Consider the following 22,632-nt stretch of genomic DNA (forward strand, 5'->3'; position numbering starts at 1 on the left):
GCCCCTTCTGTTTCGCACTGGCTGAACCGCGAGCCTGAACGCGTGTACCGGTCAATGTTCCAAGGCCCGGATACCTTCGTCCGCACAAACGCCCGCCCATGCGCCTCGCTTCCTTCCTCTTCGCCACCGCATTCCTGCCCTGTGCGACCTCCGCAGCCGAAGGCGAGAAACCCATCACCAGCAAGGTGAACGAGGTGAAGGTCTTCCTGAGCGGCGCGCAGGTATCACGAGCGGCCAGCGCCACCATCGCAGCGGGCACCAGCCTTCTGGTCTTCACGGGCCTCGCCGAGGGCATGGACCCTCAGAGCATCCAGGTAACCGGCAAGGGCGGCTACCAGATCCTGAGCGTGAATCACCGGATCAACTACCTCACCGAAAGCCCGAAGAAGAAGGAGATCGAGGAGCTCCAGGCGCGCATCAAGCGGATCGAGCACGATTGGAACATCGAGCATGGATTGCAGCAGGTGTGGGTGAACGAAGAGCAGCTCCTGCTGAAGAACAATGCCGTTGGCGGCCAGCAGAACGGGCTCACCGCCGCGCAGCTCCAGGCTGTGAACGACTACGTTCGGGAACGCATGAAGGCGATGAAGGCAGGTTGGCTCGCGCAGGAGGAGAAGAAACAGGCCCTGCAGGAAGAGAAGCAGAAACTGCAGCAGCAGATGCAGCAGTACCAATCGCAGGCGCCGCGGCCCACCAGCGAAGTGGTGGTGGAGATCAGCAGCACTATTGAGGTGAGCGCCACCTTCACCATCACCTACTTCGTGGGCAATGCCGGCTGGCTGCCCGCCTATGACCTGCGCGCCAAGGGCGTGGGCCAGCCGATCGAGCTGCTGATGAAGGCCCAAGTGACCAACAACACAGGCGAGGATTGGAGCAAAGTGGACCTGAGCCTGAGCAGCGGCAATCCCATCTTGGGCGGCGTGATGCCATCGCTGAGCCCTTGGGTACTCTACACCTACCAGCCGCGCAGGCTTGAGAGCGTGACCATCAGCAGTCGGGAACAGCGCGTGAGAGGCGATGCGCCCATGGCTGCTCCAAGCGCAATGGATGATGGCCTGCTGCGGATGAAGCAGGAAGAGGTTGCCTCGGGCATCGTTTCCAACACCGTGGCCTTCCGCACCACCACCGTCGAATTCGTGATCGAAACGCCCTTCACCATCCCTGCCGATGGCAAGGCGCACACCGTGGGCGTGAAGAGCCACAGCATACCCGCCAGCTATAAGCACTACGCAACGCCCAAGCTCGAGAAGGATGCCTTCCTCTATGCGCGCACCGCGGGATGGGAAGACCTGAACCTGCTGCCAGGGGAAGCCAACGTGTTCTTCGAGGGCACCTTCGTGGGACAGAGCTACCTGCAACTGGATCAGCCCAAGGACACGCTCGACATCAGCCTGGGGCGCGATAAAGGGGTCGTGGTGGAGCGCGTGAAGCGCAAGACCACCAATGAGAAAGCCATCGTGGGCGGCAAGCGCACGGTGACCATCGGCTGGGACCTCACCGTGCGCAACACCAAGGGCACGGCGGTGGATCTGGAAGTGCGCGACCAGTACCCGCTGAGCCCGCAGAGCGAGATCGAGGTGAAGCTGATCGATAAGGGCGGCGCAGCTGCCGATGAGCAGAAGGGCCTGCTCACCTGGAACCAGCGCATCGAACCCAAGGCTACGAAGAAGCTCGGCTTCAGCTATGAGGTGAAGCACCCGAAGGACATGCCGGTGGTGCTGGAGTGAGCACCCAGGCCCATGGCCTCGGATCGCGCGGCTAACTTGCCCGCCGTGCGCAAAGTGCTGGACCGCTATTATGGGTTCTTCCGCAAGCTGAAGGCGAGCTATGTGGTGCTGAACCTCTTCAACCTGAGCAAGCTGAAGCATGCGCAGCGCATGTACCGCAAGTACGGCGTGAAGCGCAATGTGCTGCTGCCGATCAACAGCAGCCATCTGCCCAAAGGCGCGATCGAAACGCCGTGGCTTGATGAACCCGATGCGCTTGAGAAGCTGAAGGCATCAGCGGGCTTGCAGCGCTTCGATGCAGCCACCCGCGAGGCGATGCTCCGCTGGCCCACTGACGGCTATATCGTGCTTCGCGGCCTTTTCTCGCAGGAGGAAGTGACCGCCATGAACAACGAAGTGGACCGACTTATCCGCGACAAGGTGGTTGACTTCAACTTCACCGGAAGGAAGATCATGTTCGCGTACAGGCACAGTGAGCTGCTGCGCCGATGCACGCATGACCGCCGCATCCTCGACGCGATGGACTTCCTGCTCGGCCGCAGGGTGCGTGTCTTCCAGAGCATCAACTTCCTCACCGGCAGTGAGCAGCATGCCCATAGCGACAGCATCCACATGACCACCTATCCGCTCGGCTACATGATCGCCGCATGGATCGCGCTCGAGCCCATCACGGCCGACAACGGCTGCCTCATCTATCACCCCGGAAGCCATCGCCTTCCCTATCTGCTCAACGACAGCTACGATCATGGTGGCAATCGCTTCGTGATCGGCGATGATGCCTATGCGCGCTATGAGGAAGCCATCGACGCGGAGATCCGGAAGGGCGGCTTCCCCGCACAGGAGTTCCATGCGCGGCCAGGCGACGTGCTGCTCTGGCACGCCAACCTGCTCCACGGCGGAAAGAAGATGAGCAAGCCCGATGCGAGCCGCAAGAGCATGGTGATCCACTGCTTCGCGGAGGATGTGCTCTGCTACCATGAGCTCACGCAGCGCCCGGCGATGATGGAAGCGGACTGAGGTTGATCGGTTGGCCGCCTCCTCCGTTGCCCGGTGGTCGGAGGATGGGGCCTTGTGAGGCCCGTAGCCCTGCCCTTGTGCGACGCATGGCTGATCGGCCTTCCATTCAACGGGCTTTGAGCGCAAGCCGAAACCACGGGTTTTCTACATTCGCGCCCGCCTTTTCCGGGAACGGCCCAAAGGCCTTGAACGACAACGACATAACGACAACCGTAGAGACCATGGGAAGTGAACTGATGTACTATGTGCCGGTGATGGGCGCACTGGGCCTGGTGGTGATGATCGCCAAGGCCATGTGGGTGCGCAAGCAGGACGCCGGCGATGCCAACATGCAGGAACTCGCGGGCTACATAGCTCGTGGCGCGAGCGCCTTCCTCAAGGCGGAATGGAAAGTACTGGGCGTATTCGCCGCGATCGCCGCTGCGCTGCTGGCTTGGAGCGCTGAACTCGAGGCCGTGGCCAAGCATACCGATTGGGTCATCGCCATCGCATTCCTCATCGGGGCGTTCTTCAGCGCGTTCGCCGGATGGATCGGCATGAGCATCGCCACCATGGCCAACGTGCGCACCACGCAGGCTGCGCGCACCAGCCTGGCGCAGGGCCTCAAGGTGAGCTTCAATGGCGGCACCGTGATGGGCCTGGGTGTCGCGGGCCTTGCCGTGGTGGGCCTGGGCTCCCTCTTCATCGTGTTCCTGCGGATGTACGTAGGCGACATCGCCGCCGGCACGCCGGAATGGAACGATGCCATGATGCAATGCCTGGAAGTGCTCGCAGGCTTCTCGCTCGGTGCGGAGAGCATTGCGCTCTTCGCTCGCGTGGGCGGCGGCATCTACACCAAAGCCGCCGATGTAGGCGCCGACCTCGTGGGCAAGGTCGAAGCCGGCATCCCGGAGGATGACGCCCGGAACCCCGCCACCATCGCCGACAACGTGGGCGACAACGTGGGCGACGTGGCCGGCATGGGCGCCGACCTCTTCGGCAGCTATGTGGCCACCATGCTCGCCACCATGGTGCTCGGCCGTGAGGTCGTGGCCACCGGCGATGCGTTCAACGGGCTCTCTCCGATCCTCCTGCCCATGGTGATCGCCGGCTTGGGCGTGATCTTCAGCATCATCGGCACGCTCTTCGTCCGCATCAACAAGGACAGCGACAGCGTGATGGCTGCCCTGAACAAAGGCAACTGGGGCGCCATGATCCTGGTTGCCATCGCGAGCTACCCGCTCGTGCAATGGATGCTTCCTCCCACCATGCAGTTCGTGCGGGGCGGGGTTTCCACGGAGATCACCAGCATGAACGTGTTCTGGGCCATCATGCTCGGCCTCGTGGTGGGCACGCTCATGAGCATGGTCACCGAATACTACACCAGCATGGGCCGTCGCCCGGTGCTGAGCATCGTGCGCAAGAGCGGCACCGGCCATGGCACCAACGTGATCGGCGGCCTCGCCATGGGCATGGAGAGCACGGTGCTCCCCATCCTCCTTCTCGCCGCAGGCATCTGGGGCTCGTTCGCGCTGGCAGGCATGTACGGCGTGGCGATCGCCGCAGCAGGCATGATGGCCACCACGGCCATGCAGCTCGCGATCGACGCCTTCGGCCCCATCGCTGATAATGCGGGCGGGATCGCGGAGATGAGCGGCCTGCCAAAGGAGGTGCGCGAGCGCACGGACAATCTGGACGCCGTGGGCAACACCACCGCCGCAACCGGCAAGGGCTTCGCGATCGCATCCGCCGCGCTCACCGCCCTGGCGCTCTTCGCCGCGTACGTGGGCATGTCGGGCATCAGCGGCATCGATATCTACAAGGCTGATGTGCTGGCCATGCTCTTCGTGGGCGGCATGATCCCCTTCTTCTTCAGCAGCCTCGCCATCAGTGCCGTGGGCAAAGCCGCCATGGACATGGTGAAGGAGGTGCGCCGCCAATTCCGCGAGATCCCCGGGATCATGGAGGGCAAGGGCAAGCCGGAGTACGAGAAGTGCGTGGCCATCAGCACCAAAGCCAGCATCCGCGAGATGATCGCACCCGGCGCACTCGCGCTGATCTCACCGATCCTCGTCGGTTTCCTTGCCGGGCCTGAAGCGCTGGGCGGCCTGCTCGCGGGCATCACAGTGAGCGGCGTGCTCATGGGCATGTTCCAGAACAATGCCGGTGGCGCGTGGGACAATGCCAAGAAGAGCTTTGAGAAGGGCGTGGACATCGACGGCACCATGTACTACAAGCACAAGGCCGACAAGCCTTCGCCGCCGCACCAAGCCGCTGTGACCGGTGATACCGTGGGCGACCCCTTCAAGGACACCTCGGGCCCCTCGATGAACATCCTGATCAAGCTCACGAGCATCGTGGCGCTCATCATCGCACCGCACATCAATAAGAACGGGCACGCCGCAAGCAATCATGCCCAGCACGCGGCGGCACAGGAAGCCGTTGCCCCCGGCGCGCAAGGAACCCCCAAGAACGACCTCAGCGCCGAAGACGCGGCTCGCGTGAATACCGCTGCGACCATGGTAACGCGGAGCACCGAATTCACCCATACGCTGGTCACCGGCAAGCAGATCTCGGGAGCTTCAGCCGGCATGGAGAACGACCTGATGACCTTCATCATGCGCGCCATCCCGGCGGACAAGCGCACCTGGATCGGCCTGAACGAGGTAGCCTATTACGATCAGGGCGGCGTGAACGTGGAAGAAAGCGCTGTGCAGCTTGATAACCTGGCCGAGATCATGCGCGCCTATCCCACGCTGAAGCTCGAGATCGGCGCCACGGCAACCGATTTCGTGGATGCCGAGCCCGCTACGATCGAGAAGAGCGCACGCACCCGCGCAGAGGCGATCGTGAATTCCCTGAATGACCGGGGCATCGCGCTCGAGCGGCTGACCGCGAAAGGCTACGGCGCCGATGCTCCTTTCGCGACCGCGCCTCTCTTCCTGGATCGCGCGCCCACCAAAGGCGCCGCGCTGCGGGTGAGCGAGCGATAGCCCATCCACACAATGGACGAAGAGGCCCGCTGCGCATGCAGCGGGCCTCTTCGTTCGGGGCGGAACGCGACCCGGTCGTAGAGCCCTATCCTGCCAACGCGCGCTTCACCATCGCAGCCACAGCGCTGCCATCGGCCTTGCCGGCCAGCTGCTTATTGGCCTCGCCCATCACGCGGCCCATATCCTTCATGCCAGCTGCGCCTGTTGATGCGATGATGGCGCGAACGGCGGCCTCCACCTCCGCCTCGCTCATGCGCTGCGGCAGGTAGGCCTCGATCACCATGGCCTGGTTCTCTTCTTCCTGGGCCAGGTCCGTGCGCTGCTGGGCGTGATAGATGGCGGCAGCCTCCATGCGCTGCTTCAGCAGCCTTCCCAGGATCTTCAGGCCGGCCGATTCATCCAGGCCGCCGCTGCCCTCCTTGGTCAGCTCCAGCAGGATTGCGCTCTTGATGGCCCTCAGGGCATTGAGCTTGTCCTTCTCTCGGGCCAGCATGGCGGCCTTGATGTCCGCATCGATCCGTTCTTGCAGATTCATGCCGCTAAGATGGCGGAAAGCAGCGCGCCCGGCGAAGTGGTCCGCCGGGCGCTTCAATGCGGTCACCAAGGATCAATCGACCCTATCGTGCAGGTGCGGGTTGTTCTTGCTCAGGGTGATCCGGCGCTCTCCGCCTTCGTCGATGGTCTCGTTGAGCGAGAAGCGGCTGATGCTGCTGTCCGTGCTCTTGGGGCCTTCATGCAATTGCGTGCGCCGACGGATGTATGCCGGTTCACGCTCCATGTCCGCCACGCCATTGGGCGAACGCATGCGCAAGTGAACCTCGCGCATCTGGTTCAAGCGCTCCTCGGAACGGACGGCTTGATCGGCAGCCGCAGGCCGTGCCTCGCGCACATCGGCCCCTTGAGCCGGCTGGGTGCTGCGCTGCGGCAGGGCAGCCTGCGGAATGGCCGGAGGCAGCGCGGGCGCGCCATCCTCCGATTCATCGTAGAGCCCATGCACCAGTTTCTCATCTGGTGGAGCGGGCGGCTGCGGTGTGACCACGCGCGGGGCCAAAGGCTCCACCTCGAACTCGATCGTGCGCTGCGTGATGGGCTCGGGCTTCGGTTCTGCGGCCATCGCAGGTTCTTGCTTCACCACGATGTAGGGCTCGTCTGCAGCAGGCGGCGGTGCGGGCGCGGCGGGAGCTGCGGCCCCGGTCACCGGATTGGCGATGGGCTCCGTGATCATCGTGGGCACATCGGCATCGAGGGGGATCACCGTGCGCTGGGTGAGCGTGCTGCGGCCTTCGCCGGTATCGGGCTTGGACTGGAATCCGGTGGCGATCACCGTGAGGCGCAGTTTGGCACCGAGCGATTCGTCGAGGCCGTAGCCGAAGATCACATCGGCATCCTCGCCCGCTGCGGCCTGGATGTGCCGCGTGATCTCCTCGATCTCATCGAGGCTGATCGCGTTGGAGCCATGCTCCGCATTGAACAGGACGAACTTGGCCCCGCGGATATCATTGTCATTCAGCAGCGGCGAATCGAGCGCCTCTTGCGCCGCACGCAATGCGCGGTCCTCGCCTTCCACCTCGGCCATGCCCATGATAGCCACGCCGCTGCGGGTCATCACGGTCTTCACGTCCTCGAAATCAACGTTCACCTTGCCGGTCTTGGTGATGATGTCAACGATGCCGCGCGCTGCGGTGGCGAGCACGTCGTCGGCGTGCGCGAAGGCATTGTCGAGGCTGAGGTTGCCATACTGCTCGCGCAAGCGGTCGTTGTTGATCACCAGCAGCGTATCCACCACGTTGCGCAGCTCCTCCATGCCGGCGAGCGCCTGTTTCTTTCGCTTGGGGCCTTCCCACTGGAAGGGCATGGTGACGATACCAACGGTAAGGATGCCCAATTCGCGGGCGATGTTGGCCACCACCGGCCCTGCGCCGGTGCCGGTGCCGCCGCCCATGCCCGCGGTGATGAAGAGCATCTTGGTCCGCGTGGTGAGCACCGAGCGGATCTCGTCGAGGTTCTCCTGAGCGGCGTCCTTTCCCTTCTCGGGGAGGCTGCCGGCGCCAAGGCCTTCGGTGAGGCTTGGTCCGAGCTGGATCTTCACTGGCACGGGGCTCAGGTCGAGCGCCTGGCGATCCGTGTTGCACACGATGAAGTCCACGCCGCGGATTCCTTGGGTGAACATGTGGTTCACGGCGTTGCTGCCGCCGCCGCCCACGCCGATCACCTTGATGATCGAGCTGAGCTCCTTGGGAAGGTCGAATTTCATGGCGTTGGTCTTGAGGGTGGTTGAGGCCGGGGGCGGCGCTTGATGTTCGTTCAGGTTCAGATGTCGTCGTCGGTGCTGAGCAGGTCCGAGGTCTTGGCGATGAACTTGTCGAAGATGCTCCCGATGCCGGAGCCGGTGTTCACCTTGCTCTTCCGTGGTGCAGCTTCGGCCGGGATGCGTGCGCGCACCTGATCGAGGTGCTCGAAGCCCTTCATCACCAGGCCCACGCCCGTGGCGAATAGCGGGCTGGTGACCGCCTCGATCTTGCTCTGGCCCAGGTGCTCATTCGGGTAGCCGATGCGCGCGTCCATGCCGGTGAGCAGCTCCACCAGGTGCTTGAGGTGCTTGAGCTGGGCGCCGCCGCCGGTGAGCACGATGCCCGCGATGAGCTGCTTCTCCAGGCCGCTGTTGCGGATCTCGAAATGGATGTGCTCGATGATCTCCTCCATGCGCGCCTGGATCACTTCGGCGAGCATGCGCAGGCTGATCTCCTTGGGCTCGCGGCCGCGCAGGCCGGGTATGCACACCACTTCATTCTCCTTGTTCTCCGCGGCCAGCGCGCTGCCGAACTTGGTCTTGAGCAATTCGGCCTGGTCGCGCATGATGCCGCAGCCCTGGCGGATATCCTCGGTGACCACGTTGCCGCCGAATGGGATCACCGCGGTGTGGCGGATGATGTTGTCGAGGAAGATGGCGATGTCCGTGGTGCCCCCGCCGATGTCCACCAGCACAACGCCGGCTTCCTTCTCCTGCTGGCTCAGCACGGCCTCTGCGCTGGCCAGCGGCTCCAGGACGAGGCCGGTGACGTTCAGCCCGGCGCGGTGCACGCACTTGTTGATGTTGCGCGCTGCGGTCACCTGCCCGCTGATGATGTGGAAGTTCGCCTCCAGCCGGATCCCGCTCATGCCGATGGGGTCTGGGATGCCCTGCTCATTGTCCACGATGAACTCCTGCGGGATCACATGGATGATCTCCTCGCCGGGAGGCATCACCAGGCGGTGGCTCTCCTCAATGAGCTGATCGATGTCCTTCTGCGAGATCTCCTCCTCGATGCTCTGCCGCATCTTCATGCCGCGGTGCTGCATGCTGCGGATGTGCTGGCCCGCGATGCCCACGTGCACGGTCTCGATGATCACGCCGGCCATGTCCGCTGCATCGTTCATGGCGGCCTTGATGCTGTCGACGGTGCGGGGGATGTTGGCCACCACGCCGCGGGTGACTCCTTCGCTGCGCGCTTTGCCCATGCCGAGCACCTCGATCTTGCCTTGGGCGTTGCGGCGCCCCACGATGCAGGCGATCTTGGTGGTGCCGATATCGAGGCCGGCGACGATGTCCAGGTGGTTATCAGAGGGGCTGCTCACGGTTCGTTGGGATTGGTTCGTTTGGTGCACACGATCTGTTCGCTGAAGCGCAGGTCGATCCGGCTGTAGCGCCGCCAATCGGCCTTGGGGATGCCGTGCTTGTAGAAGAGCCGGAGCTTCGCGAAGCGCTGCTCGAGGCTGCTTCCATCGCCGATGAGGATGCGCTGGCGACCTACGGTTGGCACCAGTTCCATCTGGCCATCGGCCGCCACCACCACCTGGTCGATCAAGGCGCTCCATAGATCATCCTGCCGCAGGAACATGGCCAGGCGGTGCAGCTCGTCGGAGCGGCAGCGGCCGGTGAGCGTGTCGTGCGCATGCACGTTGATCACGCCGTGCGCGGTGCCCGGCTCGTACAGCCAACCCATGGCCACGGGCACCCGGGCCGTGTAGCGCTCTTGCACGGGCATGGTGAAGCCATCGGCATCGATGTAGAAGCTGCTGCCATCGGCGTTGATCACGCGGATCACAGGCTCGCGCTGGCGCACGGTGACATGCAGCACGCCATGCAGGTCGTGATAGGCCTCGGCATCGGCCACGCACGGGATCGCGCGAAGGCGGCGCTCCAGTCCGGCGAGGTCAACCTGGCCAGCGGCCGCGCCGATCACGCCGCCCTGGTCGGCTAACGTGCGCCGCACGGATTCCTCATCGATGAAATGCAGGCCCTCGCCGCCCTGCACCGCCACCGTCAATTCGGCGATCGGCGTAAGGGCGGTGCTGCGGTCAACGAAGCCCAGGATGATCAGCGCGCCAACGGTGCCTAGCGCGAAGCCCAATGGGCGCAGGAAGCGGCGCAGGCGGCTCATGGCGATTGGCGTTGGTTCAGCAGGCGTTCGATCGGAGGCACCAAACGGTCGATGTCCCCGGCCCCCATGGTGACCACGACATCGACCGCTTGCGAAGCAACCGCTTCCACAAGCGCGGTTTTGTCCGTGCACGACTTCTTATCCATAGGCACCTGTTCGAGGAGCCACTCGGAGGTGATCCCCGGGATCGGCTCCTCGCGCGCTGGGTAGATGGGCAGCAGGATGAGCTCGTCGAGCGCGGCGAGGCTTATAGCGAAATCGGCGGCGAGGTCGCGCGTGCGGGTGAAGAGGTGCGGCTGGAAGATGCCCGTGATCCTTCGTCCTGGATAGAGCTCACGCACGCTGGCGATACAGGCATCGAGCTCCTTCGGGTGGTGCGCGTAATCGTCGATCAGGGCCACATGCGGCAGGCTGATACGGGTCTCGAACCGGCGTGACACGCCCCGGAAGGAGGCCAGGCCCTGGCGCAGCAGCTCGGGGCTTACGCCCATTCGCAAGGCCACGGTGCTCGCAGCGACGGCATTCTCGACGTTATGCCTCCCGGGCATTCCCAAGGTGAGGCCGCGCAGCTCCTGGCCCTCGGCGATGAGATCGAAGTGATAGCGTCCGCTCGCAACGGTGATGTTCTCGGCGCGGGGCTCATGGCGGCTATCCAGCGAATAGGTGCCCAGCTGCGTGCGCTCCTCAAAGTGCCTGGCGATGCGCTCATGCACCAGCAGCGGGCCATCGCACTGAACGGCGAACGCGGTATAGGCCTCGAACATGGCCTCAGCCGTGCCATAGATGTCGAGGTGATCGGGATCCATGGCTGTGATGATGCTCTGGGCCGGGCACAACTGCAGGAAGCTGCGGTCGTACTCATCGGCCTCCACCACATTGACCCGCGCATCGTCGTTCAGAAGGACATTGGTGCCGTAATTGGCGCTGATGCCGCCGAGGAAAGCATTGCATGGCACCTTCCCTGCCGTGAGCAGGTGCGCGAGCATGGTGCTCACGGTGGTCTTGCCATGCGTGCCGGCCACGGCTATGGTGGGCTTGTCTCGCGTGACCATGCCGAGCACTTCGGCGCGCTTGAGGATGCTCGCGCCCTTCCCTTCCCAATACTTCAGCAACGGACTGCTCACCGGCACGGCAGGCGTGCGCACCACGCTGACTTGGCCCGCTGGCGCATTGCGATAGGCTTCGGGGATCAGCTCTGCGCGCTCCTCGAATTGCACCTCGATCCCTTCGCTCTGCAATTGGTTGGTGAGCTCGCTCGGCGTTCGGTCGTAGCCCGCCACCTGTGCGCCCCGGCGGCGGAAATAGCGCGCAAGGCCGCTCATGCCGATGCCGCCGATGCCGATGAAGAAGAACCGATTGCCGGCGAGCGTGCTCATGGAAGTTCAGGATGCGTTGTCCAGGGATGGAACGGAGGAATGCAGAGGCAACGCCCACATCGTGCATGCGCGGATGCATCCATCGGCGGCATCTGTGGAAGGATCGGTGGCTGCTTCATGCTCGGGCGATGCGGATCACTTCCGCAGCGATGGCCTGCGCTGCATCGTGCCGGGCGAGCCCCGCGATGGCCAGTCGCAGGCGATCCATGGCCTGCGGATCGCGGATGAGCTCCATGGCCTTTGCGCCTAGCCGCTCCACCGCATCGGCATCGCGCAGCAGAACGGCCGCCCCGCGATCGGTGAGCGCGCGCGCATTATGGGTCTGGTGGTCCTCGGCGGCGGTGGGCAAGGGCACCAGGATCGCCGGCTTTGCCACGATGCACAACTCGCTCACGCTGATGGCGCCGGCACGCGCCACCACCAGATCGGCAACGGCGTAGGCCAGGTCCATGCGATCCACGAACTCGTGCACCTTGCATTCCCCATAGCCGATGCGCGCCACGGCATCCTGCGCCTGCTTGAGGAAAGGGGTGCCCGTTTGCCAGATCACTTGCACGCCCTCCCTCTTCCACAGCGGAAGCGCGGCTTCTACGCCCCGGTTCACGCCCCGTGCGCCCAGGCTTCCACCGGTGATGAAGATGATGGGTGCATCCTCACGAAGGCCGAATTGCTCGAGGCCTCGCGGCTTCTTGCCGGTGAGCCTCACGGTATCGGAGCGCACCGGATTGCCTGTGAGCAGGATGCGGTCCTTTGGGAAGTACTTCTCCATGCCCTCGTACGCCACGCAGATCCGCGCTGCGCGTTTCGCCAGATGGACATTGGTCTTGCCAGGCAGGCTGTTCTGCTCCTGGATCAGGGTGGGCACGCCCATGCCCTGCGCGGCTTTCAGCAAGGGGCCGCTGGCGTAGCCGCCCACGCCCACGGCCACCTGAGGCCTGAACGACTTCACCAAGGCGCGGGCCTTCAGCCAGCTGCGCAACAAGCGCCACGGCAGGCCGATGTTCTTGATCAACGAGCCGCGCTGGAAGCCGCGGATCGGCAGCGACACGATCTCGAAGCCTGCGGCCGGTACCTTCTCCATCTCCATCTTGCCTTCAGCGCCCACGAAAAGGAAACGCGCATCGGGCCGGGATTCGCGCATGGCCTGCGCAATGGCGATGGCCGGGAAGATGTGCCCGCCCGTGCCGCCGCCGGCGATCATCACGCGCAGCGCCGCCCTGGCAGCATCAGGAGACCGCGGTCCTTGGCTTGGCATGCTTAGGTGCTTCTTGGGGCTGCTCCAGGCTGCGGCTCACACTGAGGATGATCCCGATGGCCAGGCAGGTGAACCACGCACTGGTGCCGCCCATGCTCACCAAAGGCAGCGGCTGGCCGGTCACGGGCACCAGGTTCACGGCCACGGCCATGTTCACCATGGCCTGCACCACGAGCATGAGCCCCAGGCCCACGGCGATCAGCGATCCGAAAGGCTTCTCGCAGCGCTTGGCGATCACCACGGCGCGGTGCAGCAGAATCAGATACAGCAGCAGGAGGCCCAAACCGCCTAGGATGCTGCCGTACTCCTCCACGATGAAGGCATATATCATATCGCTGTACGGATGCGGCAGCCAATTGCGCGAAGCGGCCGTGCCCGGCATGCTCGGAAGCAGCCCGCCGCTTGCAATGGCGATCTTGGCATGCTCCACCTGGTAGTTGGCGTCGTTGCCGGCCTCGCTGCCGAAAGCCTTGAGGCGCGCGGCCCAGGTCGCTGCGCGCGGCAGCAGGTCGGGGAAGAAATCAGCGATGAGAAGCAGCAACGCGAAGACCGCCACTGCCGCGCCGATGAGCACCGCGAGATGCTTGATGGGCACTTGCGCGATGAACATGAGCAGCACGCAGATCGCGAAGAGCAGCGCCGCCGTGCTGAAGTTCGCGGGCAGGATGAGGCCGCAGACCACGCCCACGGGCAGCATGAGCTTCAGCGCCACCTCGCGCAGGGTCCATTCACCTGTGTGGTGCTTGGAGAGCACGCGGGCCAGGTAGGCGATGAGCACCACCTTGGCCAGATCGCTGGTCTGGAAGCTCTGGTTGATGATGGGAATGGTGAGCCAGCGGCTCGCGTCGTTGATGTTCGACCCGAGCACCAGCGTTAGCAGCAGCAGGCCCGCGACGAGCCAGATGCTCAGCTGCGCCAGGCGCGAATAGATCCCAAAGCGGAGCTGGCTCGCGTAGTACATGATGAGGCCGCCGGAGCCGAGCATGAGCGCATGCTTCAGGAGGAAATGCAGCGTGCCGCCATCGCGCTTAACGGCCAGCGAGCTGATCGATCCGTACACGGCCAGCAGGCTGATGAGCGCGAGGAAGAGCGACGCCATCCAGATGGTCCGGTCGCCGGGGAGCTTCTTCAGGAGCGCGGTCATGCAGGTGATCGATCAAGGGTCATGCGGTCGCATCGCTCAGAGGTCCTTCACGGCACGTTTGAATTCCGCGCCGCGCTCTTCATAGTTGGCGAAGCCGTTCCCGCTCGGGCAGGCCGGGCTGAAGAGCACCGCATCACCGTGCTGCGCCAGCTCGCGCGCAGTGAACACGGCAGTGCGCAGGTCCTCGGTGCGGTAGATGTGCCCGGGCAGGCTCTCTTCACTGCCTTCCTCGATCGGGCCATAGAGCACCACCGTCCGCACGCGCTCGACGAGGAGCCCGCGCACGGCCACCGCTCCCATCTCGCTGCTCCAGGCGCCCACGATCCACACCAACGGCCTGTCGATCGAGCTCAGCGCTTCGAGGCTGGCGTCGAGGAATGTGGATCGGCTATCGTTCACGTAGAGCACATCATCAACGCTGGCCACGGCTTCCAGGCGGTGCGGCCCCCAGGCGCTGAGGGCGGAGCGGCGCGCATCGAGCAGCTGGCCGCCCGCGATGCGCAACTGGATTTCGGATCGACGCTTCGGTTCCATGATGCGGCGCTGTCGGGATGATCAAAGCGCGCGGACGGCGGCCTTGAAGGCCCGGCCGCGCTCCTCATAGTTGGCGAACAGGTCGAAGCTCTTGCAGGCGGGGCTCAGCAGCACGGCATCGCCTTCTTCAGAGAGCGCGTAGGCAGCTTGCACGGCCTGCTGGGCGCTGTTGGTCTCCACGAAGTCCTTCACCAGGGCGCCGAAGGCCTCCTTCAGGCGGCTGTTGTCCTTTCCGAGGCAAACGATGGCTTTCACCTTCTCCTTCACGAGCGGCACCAATTGCTCGTAATCGTTGCCGTGCTCCTCGCCCCCGGCGATCCAGATCACCGGCCGGCGCATGCTCTCCAGGGCATACCACGCGCTGTTCACGTTGGTGGCCTTGCTGTCGTTGATGAACTCCACGCCATGCACGCTGGCCACGCGCTCGAGGCGGTGCTCCACGTTCTGGAAATCGCCCAGGCTCTCGCGCACCGATTCGTTGCGGAGGTCGAGCACGCGCGCAGCGATGCCCGCTGCCATGCTGTTGTACAGGTTGTGGCGGCCTTGGAGTGCGAGTTCTGCGATGCTCATGCGGAAAGTGGTTTGGTTGGTGGTGATCTGAAGCGTTTCGTTGTCGGCGAGGCATGCGCCTTCAGGCACATGGCGCTCGATGCTGAAGGGCCAGCGGCGCGGGGTGATGGCGTGCCCGTCGATCCACGCGGCGATCACGGCATCGTCCGCGCTGTGGATGAAATGGTCGCCTTCGCCCTGGTTCATGGCGATGCGGAACTTGCTGGCGGTGTAGCGCTCCATGCTGTGGCCATAGCGCTCGAGGTGATCCGGCGTGATGTTGAGGAGCATGGCCACTTGCGGCCGGAAGGCACGGATGCCATCGAGTTGGAAGCTGCTCAGCTCGAGGACGTACCAGGCATGGTCGCCTTCCGCGATCAGCCCGGCGAACGAGTTGCCCACATTGCCTCCCACCGCCACGTCGAGCCCCGCACGCGAGAGGATGTGGTGCGTGAGCAGCGTGGTCGTGGTCTTGCCATTGCTGCCGGTGATGCCCACGATGGAGCCCTGGCAGTAGCGATAGGCGAACTCGATCTCGCTGATCACGGCGATGCCTTTCTCCATGGCAGCCCGCACCAGCGCTGCGGTATCGGGGATGCCCGGGCTCTTCACGATCTCGTCGGCCTCGAGCACGCGCGCCGCGGTGTGCCCGCCCTGCTCGTAAGCGATGCCCTCCTGCTCGAGCACGGCGCGGTACTCGGGCCTGATCAGGCCCGCGTCGCTCACGAACACGTCGAGGCCGCGCCGCTTGGCCAGCTTCGCCGCACCCACCCCGCTCTCTTGCGCGCCCAGGATCACCATCGCTAGCGCAGCTTGAGGGTTACGATGGACAGCACCGCGAGCATGATGCCCACGATCCAGAAGCGCGCGACGATCTTGCTCTCGTGGATTCCTTTCTTCTGGTAGTGGTGGTGCAGGGGCGACATCAGGAAGATCCTCCGCCCCTCACCGTACTTGCGCTTGGTCCACTTGAAGTACGAGACCTGGAGCACCACGCTGAGGTTCTCCACCAGGAAGACCCCGCAGAGGATCGGGATCAGCAGCTCCTTGCGCACCAGGATGGCCAGCGTGGCGATGATGCCGCCGAGCGCGAGCGACCCGGTATCGCCCATGAAGACCTGCGCCGGGTAGGCGTTGTACCACAGGAAGCCGATGCAGGCGCCGAGCAGCGCGCCGATGAACACCGCCAGCTCGCCCGAGCCGGGGATGTACATGATGTCGAGGTACTGCGAGAAGATGATGTTGCCGCTCACGTAGGCCAGGATCCCGAGGGCGAGCACCATGATCGCGCTGGTTCCGGTGGCCAGCCCATCGACGCCGTCGGTGATGTTGGCGCCGTTGCTCACGGCGGTGATGATGAAGATCACCACCAGGATGTAGATAACCCAGGTATGGCGCCTAGCCTCGTTTCCGAAGAGCTTGCCCAGCACCGATGAGTAGTTGAACTCATTGTCCTTCACGAATGGGATGGTGGTGTTGGGCGACTTGCGGTTGAGCATGTGGTGGACCGTGCCGTCCTCCTCCGTGATGGTGTGCACCATGGCGGGATCCATCTGCTCGGCGAGCGATTCGGAGATCTCCACGCGTGTGCGGATCTCCGGATGGAAGTACACGGTGGCGCCTACGATCACGCCGAGGCCCACCTGCCCGACGATCTTGAACCGCCCCGCGAGCCCGCGCTTATCCTTCTTGAAGACCTTGATGTAATCGTCGAGGAAGCCGATCCCGCCCATCCACGCGGTGCTTACCAGCAGCAGCAGGATGTAGATGTTATCGAGGCGTGCGAACAGCAGCGTAGGGATGATGGTGGCGCCCAGGATGATGAGGCCGCCCATGGTGGGCGTGCCTTGCTTCTGGATCTGGCCCTCGAGGCCGAGGTCGCGCACGGTCTCGCCCACCTGCAAGCGGCGCAGCAGGCGGATGATGCTTCCGCCGAACCAGAGGCTGATGAGCAGCGAGCCGAACACCGCCAAGGCCGCGCGGAAGGAGATGTAGCTGAACACCCCCGATCCGGGCAGGCTGTAGCCGATGCTGTCGAAGAGGTGGTAGAGCATCTATTTGTGGAGGAGTTCGAGCGTTTCCTGCAGCACCGCGGCGTCGTCGAAGGGGTGCTTCACGCCGTTGATCTCTTGATAGGCCTCATGGCCCTTGCCTGCCAGGAGCACCACATCACCGGGTTTGGCCATGCCCACGGCCTGGCGGATGGCCTCGCGGCGATCGGCGTTCACGAAAGCGCGGCCCCGATCGGCGGAAGCGATGCCCGAACGCATCTCCTCGATGATGGCCATGGGCTCCTCACTGCGCGGATTATCACTGGTGAGGACCACCAGCGCGCTGAGCGCCGTGGCGATGCGCGCCATGTCCGGGCGCTTGGTGCGGTCACGTTCGCCGCCGCAGCCGATCACGGTGATCACGCGCTCATCGGCGCCGATGACATCGTTGATCGTGGCGAGCACGTTCTTGAGCGCATCGGGCGTATGCGCGTAATCCACGATGCCCAGAACGCCGCTAGCGCCCCGCACCAACTGGAAGCGGCCGCGCGGCGGCGCCAGGTCGCTCAGCGCCGTGAGGATGTCGAGCGGCGCCTTGCCCAGAAGCAGCGCCACGCTGTACACGGCCAGGAGGTTGCTCGCATTGAACTCGCCCACCAGCCGTGCATAGAGGTCGTGGCCATCGATGCTCAGGTGCAGCCCGCTGAGCTGGTTCTCGATGATGCGGGCGTGGTGGTCGGCGAGGCTCCGCACCGCGAACGAGCGCTTCATCGCGCGCGTGTTCTGCACCATCACCGCGCTGTTGGCATCATCGGCGTTCACCAGCGCGAAGGCCTCCGCGGGGAGCCCATCGAAGAAGCGCTTCTTGGCCTTGATGTACTCCGCGAACGTGCCGTGGTAATCGAGATGGTCGTGCGTGATGTTGGTGAACACGCCCCCGGCGAAGCGCAGGCCGGCGATGCGCTGCTGCACCACGCTATGGCTGCTCACCTCCATGAAGCAGTGGGTGACGCCGGCCTCCACCATCTCGGCCAGCAGCGCATTGAGCTGCACGGCATCGGGGGTGGTGTGCGTGCTCGGGATCGTCTTCTGCCCGATGCGGGTCTCCACGGTGCTGATCAGCGCGCTCTTGTGGCCCAGCGCACGGAACAAGCGATAAAGCAGCGTGGCCACGCTGGTCTTGCCGTTGGTGCCCGTGATGCCCACGAGCTTCAGCTGCCTGCTCGGCTGATCGAAGAAATTGGAGGCGAGCAGCGCGAGCGATTCTGCGGCATCGCGCACGCGCACGTAGGTGACGCCCTCGGCGAAACGCTCCGGCATCCGCTCGCATACGATCGCGCCGGCTCCATCGGCCACCGCCTTCGCGATGAAGGCATGACCATCGGTGCGAGTGCCGCGCACGGCCACGAAAAGGCTCATGGCCTGCACGGCGCGGCTATCGAACACCACATGCTCGATCGCGCAGTTGGTGCTTCCTTCCACCTGCTCGATGGGCACGCCGTACAACAGGTCCTTAAGCAGCTTCATGCCAGCTCAATGAGGATGGAAGCACCGCGCAGGGCACGCGTGCCGGGTGCGATTGATTGCCGCTTCACCATGCCGGCGCCCTGCACGCGCACGCGGTAACCGCGGTTCTCGAGGAGATAGAGCGCATCGCGCAGGCCCATGCCCAGCACATTGGGCACCAGTCCGCTGGCATCGGTGGTCACGGTGCGCGGGCGCGCTGTCACCGCGCTGTCCCCGCTCTCGGTAGTGAGCCATTCGCCCTCACCATCCTGGATGAAGGGCACACCGAGGCCGGCCATCGCCGCGCGCAGGTCGGTTGCGCGGCCGCTCATGCTCACCGGCGCGCGTGGCCCCATTGCATCGGCCAGCACGCGCTCGGCCTGCAGCTCCAGCCGGTTGCTGTAGACCTTATCGGCGATCTCCCGGAAGATCGGGCCGGCCACCACGTTGGCGTAGTAGCCGCTCATCGTAGGCCCGTTCACCACCACGATGCAGCTGTACAAGGGCTTGTCTGCGGGGAAGTACCCGGCGAAGGAGGCCTGATAGCTCTTGCCGTGCTGCTGGTAGCTGCCATTGCGCAGGATCTGCGCGGTACCGGTCTTGCCCGCGATCCGCAACTCGGCATCGTGCAGGTTGCGCGCGGTGCCGCTGTCCACCACGCCTTGCAGCAGCTCGCGCACGGTGGCCAGGGTGCGTTCGGAGCAGATCCTCTCGTTGAGCACCTTCGGCGCGAACTCCTCCTTCACGCGCCCATCGCGCGAGACCTGCGTGACGAGCTGCGGCTGCATCATGCGGCCATTGTTGGCCACGGCATTGTAGAAGGTGAGCATCTGGAGCGGCGTCACGGCCACCTCGTAGCCGATGCTCATCCACGGCAGGCTGGTGCAGCTCCAGAACTTCTCGCCCGGTGCGCGCAGCGTGGGCACCGCTTCACCGGGGATCCTGACACCGGTGATCTCGTGCAGCCGCATGCGCTTGAGGCCATCAACGAAGCGCTTGGGGTCCTTCTGGAACGCCTTCATCACTGCCTGGCTGCAGCCGGTGTTGAGCGAGGCCTCGAAGGCGCGGCGCACGGTGACCTTGCGATCCTTATAGGGATGCGAATCCACCATCTTCTCCTTGCCGCAGTAGGTGATGGAGCCCCACTTGGTGTCCACGGTATCATCCGGACCGATCAGCCCTTCTTCGAGGGCCACCATGAGCGCGGGCAGCTTGAAGGTCGAACCGGGCTCCGCCGCCTCACCCACGGCCCAGTTCATGGCTTCGGCATAGGTGCTGTCGGCGGTGCGCGTGAGGTTGCTGATGGCCTTGATCCGGCCCGTGGCCACCTCCATCACCACCACGCTGCCGTATTGCGCGCCATGCTTGCGCAGCTGCTTCTCGAGCGCGGCATCGGCCACGTCCTGCAGGTTGATGTCGATGGTGGTGTGGATGTCGGTGCCCGGCTCGGGATCGGTGCCGTTGCCGTCGTCGATCGGCATCCAGGTGCCGCCCGCGAGCCTGCGCTCAAGCCGATGGCCGGTGCGCCCTTTCAGGTACGTATCATATCCGCCCTCGAGTCCGATGGTGGTGCTGTCGCGCAGCACGTAGCCCACGGTGCGCGCCGCGAGCCGGCCGAAGGGCCTTGCGCGCACGAGCCGCTTCTCGGTGACCAGCCCGCTCTTGTAGCGGCCATCGCGGTAGAGCGGGAATCGGCGGAGCTCCTGCACCTGGGCATGGCTGGCGCGTCGCTTCACCAGGTAGTATCGCTCCTTGCGCGAACGGGCATCGAGCAGGTCGCGCTTGTACTCGGCCTGGGTACGGTCCTGGAAGAGCCGGGCCAGGTGCCACGCGAGGGAATCGATGCTGGCATCGAAGCGCTCAGGCGTGAGGGCGTCGGCGACCATGTCCATGCGCACATCGTACTCCGGCACGCTGGTGGCCAGCAATCGGCCATCGGCGCTGTAGATGTGGCCGCGCTCGGGCTGCACGGTGCGCCATGCCGTGCTCACGTGCATGGCCTTGGCGCGCCATTGCTCGCCTTCAAGGAGCTGCACGCGGAAGAGCTGCACGGCAACCGCGCATGCGAACAGCACCACGCCGATGTAAACGACGCTCGCGCGCAAGGCCATCGGCTTGTTGGTGCTCATCGGGTGCGCGTGTCCTCGAGTTGGTCCTCATCAACCGCCAGCTTCACCGGGGGCACCCGGCTCTCCTTCAGCCCCAGCGCGCCGATGCGGCCAGCCACCTGGCTCTGCTGCTCCTGCTTCTCGAGCTCAGCGCGCACGCTGATGTACTCGGCCCGCTGCTCCTTGAGCGCGGCACCGTGGTCCTCGATGTTGCGCACCACGCGCTCGGCGTGGTAGCCATAAGCGATGCTCAGCAGGCCCGCCCCCGCGAGGAAGAGGATGAAGGGCATGTTCAGCAGCACATTATCCTTGGTGAGGAAGGAGCCGTTGAGCAGGCTGATGAAGGCGCGCGGCAGGCGCATCGGCTTGGAGGCCTTGCCGGCCTTCGGCTTCCTTTCGGCATTCTCGCGCATCCGGTTCATGCTCTCTCTGCTATGCGTAGGCGGGCGCTGCGTGCCCGCGGGTTCCTGTTGATCTCTTCTTCGCTCGGCTTGATCGCCTTGCCCGATGGATTGAATGCCCTGAGCCGGTTGCCGTAGAGGTCCTTCTGCTCTTCTCCGCCGAGGTCACCGGCCCGCATCCAGTTCTTCACCAAGCGGTCCTCGAGGCTGTGGTAGCTGATCACCACGAGCCTTCCGCCGGTGGAGATCAAGCCGGCGCTCTCCTTCAGCAGCGCTTCGAGCGATCCGAGCTCATCGTTCACCGCGATGCGCAGCGCCTGGAAGACCTGAGCGCGGAAACCGCTCTCGTCCTTGCGCGGCGTCACGGGCGCAATGGCTTCGATCAACTGACGCGTGGTGCCGATGCGCTTGGAGGAGCGCGCGCTCACGATTGCCTTTGCCACGCGGTGCGCTCCTTGAACCTCGCCGTAGCTGCGCAGGAGGCCGGTGATCCGCAGCTCATCCCACCCATTCACGATCTCGGCGGCGGTGATCTTCGCGCGGCGGTCCATGCGCATATCCAGCGGGCCGTCGAAGCGGATGCTGAAGCCGCGATCGCCGCGATCGAACTGATGGCTGCTCACGCCGAGGTCGGCGAGCAGGCCATCGATCGGGATGGCTTCAAGGAAGCGCAGGTGGTTGCGGATCCAGCGGAAATCGCTCTTCACCAAGGTGAAGCGCGGGTCGTGCGGCGCATTGGCCCAGGCATCCTTATCACGATCGAAGGCAATCAGCCTTCCGTTCGGACCGAGCTCCTTGAGGATCGCGCGGCTATGCCCTCCGCCCCCGAAGGTGGCATCGACATAGACGCCGCCGGGGCGGATGTTCAACCCATCGATGCAGGCTTGTGAAAGAACGGGGTCGTGGTAATCACTGCCCGTCCTCATTCCCCAATGCGCCCATTACCTGGTCGGAGAGCGAGCTCATGTCCACGGTCTCGCCGCGCCATTGGTCGTACCGCGTGGCGTCCCAGACCTCGATCCGGTCGTCTGAGCCGAGCAGCTTGATGTCGGCGCCCAGCTGAGCGCTCTTCACCAAGGCGTACGGCAGCAGCATGCGACCGGTGGGGTCGGGCGCCACTGGAGTGGCCCCTGCGTTGAAGCGCCGCACGAATTCCGCATTCGCCTTCACGAATCGGTTCAAGCGGCGCAGCTTCTGGCTGGTCTTCTCCCAAACGGTGTTGGGGTAGAGCACCAGGCAGGGGGCATGCACATCCCGGTTCATCACGAAGCCGGCGTCCGCCTCCTTGCCTAGCTGCTTGCGCAGCACAGCGGGGAGCACCAGCCTCCCCTTGGCGTCCAGCCTGCAATCGAATTCCCCGATCAGGTTGAGCATGCGTGACCATCAGCGTGCGTGACGGCGGCGAAAGTATCGGAGCTCCGGCACTTTCAGGCCTTTTCAGGCACAATTGTGGAAAACTTGATACGACAAACGTAATCGATTGGATGCATTCGAGACCAAGATGCCCGCTAACACAGAGAAAATCATATGGGCCGAAAAGTGCCGGAGTTTCCCACAATCGACTTGCCGGCAACGGGCGCAGACCTCATCCCTCAGGCTCTTCCCTCAATCACGCTCAAGCGCGCTCCACC

17 protein-coding genes are annotated in these 22,632 nt (G+C 64.5%); 3 read left to right on the forward strand and 14 right to left on the reverse strand.

Annotation, left to right across the window (positions count from 1 at the left end):
* Positions 1-98 precede the first annotated feature (98 nt).
* From IPM12_00665 to IPM12_00675, 3 genes are all read left to right on the forward strand, one after another.
* Positions 99-1,727, forward strand: coding sequence for a DUF4139 domain-containing protein (locus IPM12_00665; GenBank protein MBK9146309.1), 1,629 nt, complete (start codon positions 99-101; stop codon positions 1,725-1,727).
* Positions 1,728-1,772: 45 nt separating this feature from the next.
* A complete protein-coding gene (locus IPM12_00670) occupies positions 1,773-2,744 on the forward strand; it encodes a phytanoyl-CoA dioxygenase family protein (GenBank protein ID MBK9146310.1) in 972 nt (323 codons plus the stop codon).
* Between the two features lie 221 nt (positions 2,745-2,965).
* A complete protein-coding gene (locus IPM12_00675; protein ID MBK9146311.1) occupies positions 2,966-5,716 on the forward strand; it encodes a sodium-translocating pyrophosphatase in 2,751 nt (916 codons plus the stop codon).
* Positions 5,717-5,801: 85 nt separating this feature from the next.
* Here IPM12_00675 and IPM12_00680 read toward each other — a convergent pair whose 3' ends face one another.
* The 14 genes from IPM12_00680 to IPM12_00745 all read right to left on the reverse strand — a co-directional run bounded on the left by IPM12_00680 (position 5,802) and on the right by IPM12_00745 (position 22,375).
* Positions 5,802-6,251 (reverse strand): GatB/YqeY domain-containing protein, encoded by a 450-nt coding sequence (locus IPM12_00680; GenBank protein ID MBK9146312.1) that lies wholly within the window; start codon positions 6,249-6,251, stop codon positions 5,802-5,804.
* Positions 6,252-6,323: 72 nt separating this feature from the next.
* Positions 6,324-7,970, reverse strand: coding sequence for a cell division protein FtsZ (gene ftsZ / locus IPM12_00685; GenBank protein MBK9146313.1), 1,647 nt, complete (start codon positions 7,968-7,970; stop codon positions 6,324-6,326).
* 56 nt (positions 7,971-8,026) lie between these two features.
* Positions 8,027-9,571 (reverse strand): cell division protein FtsA, encoded by a 1,545-nt coding sequence (ftsA, locus tag IPM12_00690; protein MBK9146314.1) that lies wholly within the window; start codon positions 9,569-9,571, stop codon positions 8,027-8,029.
* A 562-nt stretch (positions 9,572-10,133) separates the two neighbouring features.
* Positions 10,134-11,513: a UDP-N-acetylmuramate--L-alanine ligase gene (locus tag IPM12_00695; GenBank protein ID MBK9146315.1), complete on the reverse strand. Its 1,380-nt coding sequence runs from the start codon at positions 11,511-11,513 to the stop codon at positions 10,134-10,136.
* 115 nt (positions 11,514-11,628) lie between these two features.
* Positions 11,629-12,714: an undecaprenyldiphospho-muramoylpentapeptide beta-N-acetylglucosaminyltransferase gene (murG, locus tag IPM12_00700; GenBank protein MBK9146316.1), complete on the reverse strand. Its 1,086-nt coding sequence runs from the start codon at positions 12,712-12,714 to the stop codon at positions 11,629-11,631.
* Between the two features lie 25 nt (positions 12,715-12,739).
* Entirely contained in the window at positions 12,740-13,912 is a 1,173-nt protein-coding gene (locus IPM12_00705) for an FtsW/RodA/SpoVE family cell cycle protein (GenBank protein MBK9146317.1), read from the reverse strand.
* A 36-nt stretch (positions 13,913-13,948) separates the two neighbouring features.
* Positions 13,949-14,446 (reverse strand): hypothetical protein, encoded by a 498-nt coding sequence (locus IPM12_00710; GenBank protein MBK9146318.1) that lies wholly within the window; start codon positions 14,444-14,446, stop codon positions 13,949-13,951.
* Positions 14,447-14,467: 21 nt separating this feature from the next.
* On the reverse strand, positions 14,468-15,796 hold the full coding sequence (gene murD / locus IPM12_00715; GenBank protein MBK9146319.1) for a UDP-N-acetylmuramoyl-L-alanine--D-glutamate ligase: 1,329 nt from the start codon (positions 15,794-15,796) through the stop codon (positions 14,468-14,470).
* A 2-nt stretch (positions 15,797-15,798) separates the two neighbouring features.
* Positions 15,799-17,049: a phospho-N-acetylmuramoyl-pentapeptide-transferase gene (locus IPM12_00720; GenBank protein MBK9146320.1), complete on the reverse strand. Its 1,251-nt coding sequence runs from the start codon at positions 17,047-17,049 to the stop codon at positions 15,799-15,801.
* A complete protein-coding gene (locus IPM12_00725) occupies positions 17,050-18,513 on the reverse strand; it encodes a UDP-N-acetylmuramoyl-L-alanyl-D-glutamate--2,6-diaminopimelate ligase (protein ID MBK9146321.1) in 1,464 nt (487 codons plus the stop codon).
* Entirely contained in the window at positions 18,510-20,621 is a 2,112-nt protein-coding gene (locus IPM12_00730) for a transpeptidase family protein (protein ID MBK9146322.1), read from the reverse strand. Before IPM12_00730 ends, IPM12_00725 begins: the two co-directional genes overlap by 4 nt.
* Entirely contained in the window at positions 20,618-21,022 is a 405-nt protein-coding gene (locus IPM12_00735) for a hypothetical protein (protein ID MBK9146323.1), read from the reverse strand. The genes IPM12_00730 and IPM12_00735 overlap by 4 nt, the downstream gene beginning before the upstream one ends.
* Positions 21,019-21,927 carry a 16S rRNA (cytosine(1402)-N(4))-methyltransferase RsmH gene (gene rsmH, locus IPM12_00740; protein ID MBK9146324.1) on the reverse strand — a complete coding sequence of 303 codons (909 nt, stop codon included), beginning with the start codon at positions 21,925-21,927 and terminating at the stop codon, positions 21,019-21,021. The genes IPM12_00735 and rsmH overlap by 4 nt, the downstream gene beginning before the upstream one ends.
* Entirely contained in the window at positions 21,911-22,375 is a 465-nt protein-coding gene (locus tag IPM12_00745; protein ID MBK9146325.1) for a division/cell wall cluster transcriptional repressor MraZ, read from the reverse strand. The genes rsmH and IPM12_00745 overlap by 17 nt, the downstream gene beginning before the upstream one ends.
* Positions 22,376-22,632: the final 257 nt, after the last annotated feature.

This window comes from Flavobacteriales bacterium (assembly GCA_016716605.1).
Lineage (GTDB): Bacteria > Bacteroidota > Bacteroidia > Flavobacteriales_F > PHOS-HE28 > PHOS-HE28.

Coding starts and splice junctions, on each gene's coding strand:
- IPM12_00665 (MBK9146309.1), top strand. CDS start 99: ATGCGCCTCGCTTCCTTCCTCTTCGCCACCGCATTCCTGCCCTGTGCG.
- IPM12_00675 (MBK9146311.1), top strand. CDS start 2,966: ATGGGAAGTGAACTGATGTACTATGTGCCGGTGATGGGCGCACTGGGC.
- IPM12_00680 (MBK9146312.1), bottom strand. CDS start 6,251: ATGAATCTGCAAGAACGGATCGATGCGGACATCAAGGCCGCCATGCTG.
- ftsZ (MBK9146313.1), bottom strand. CDS start 7,970: ATGAAATTCGACCTTCCCAAGGAGCTCAGCTCGATCATCAAGGTGATC.
- ftsA (MBK9146314.1), bottom strand. CDS start 9,571: ATGGAGCGCCTTGATCGACCAGGTGGTGGTGGCGGCCGATGGCCAGAT.
- IPM12_00695 (MBK9146315.1), bottom strand. CDS start 11,513: ATGAGCACGCTCGCCGGCAATCGGTTCTTCTTCATCGGCATCGGCGGC.
- murG (MBK9146316.1), bottom strand. CDS start 12,714: ATGATCGCCGGCGGCGGCACGGGCGGGCACATCTTCCCGGCCATCGCC.
- IPM12_00705 (MBK9146317.1), bottom strand. CDS start 13,912: ATGACCGCGCTCCTGAAGAAGCTCCCCGGCGACCGGACCATCTGGATG.
- IPM12_00710 (MBK9146318.1), bottom strand. CDS start 14,446: ATGGAACCGAAGCGTCGATCCGAAATCCAGTTGCGCATCGCGGGCGGC.
- murD (MBK9146319.1), bottom strand. CDS start 15,796: ATGGTGATCCTGGGCGCGCAAGAGAGCGGGGTGGGTGCGGCGAAGCTG.
- IPM12_00720 (MBK9146320.1), bottom strand. CDS start 17,049: ATGCTCTACCACCTCTTCGACAGCATCGGCTACAGCCTGCCCGGATCG.
- IPM12_00725 (MBK9146321.1), bottom strand. CDS start 18,513: ATGAAGCTGCTTAAGGACCTGTTGTACGGCGTGCCCATCGAGCAGGTG.
- IPM12_00730 (MBK9146322.1), bottom strand. CDS start 20,621: ATGAGCACCAACAAGCCGATGGCCTTGCGCGCGAGCGTCGTTTACATC.
- IPM12_00735 (MBK9146323.1), bottom strand. CDS start 21,022: ATGAACCGGATGCGCGAGAATGCCGAAAGGAAGCCGAAGGCCGGCAAG.
- rsmH (MBK9146324.1), bottom strand. CDS start 21,927: ATGAGGACGGGCAGTGATTACCACGACCCCGTTCTTTCACAAGCCTGC.
- IPM12_00745 (MBK9146325.1), bottom strand. CDS start 22,375: ATGCTCAACCTGATCGGGGAATTCGATTGCAGGCTGGACGCCAAGGGG.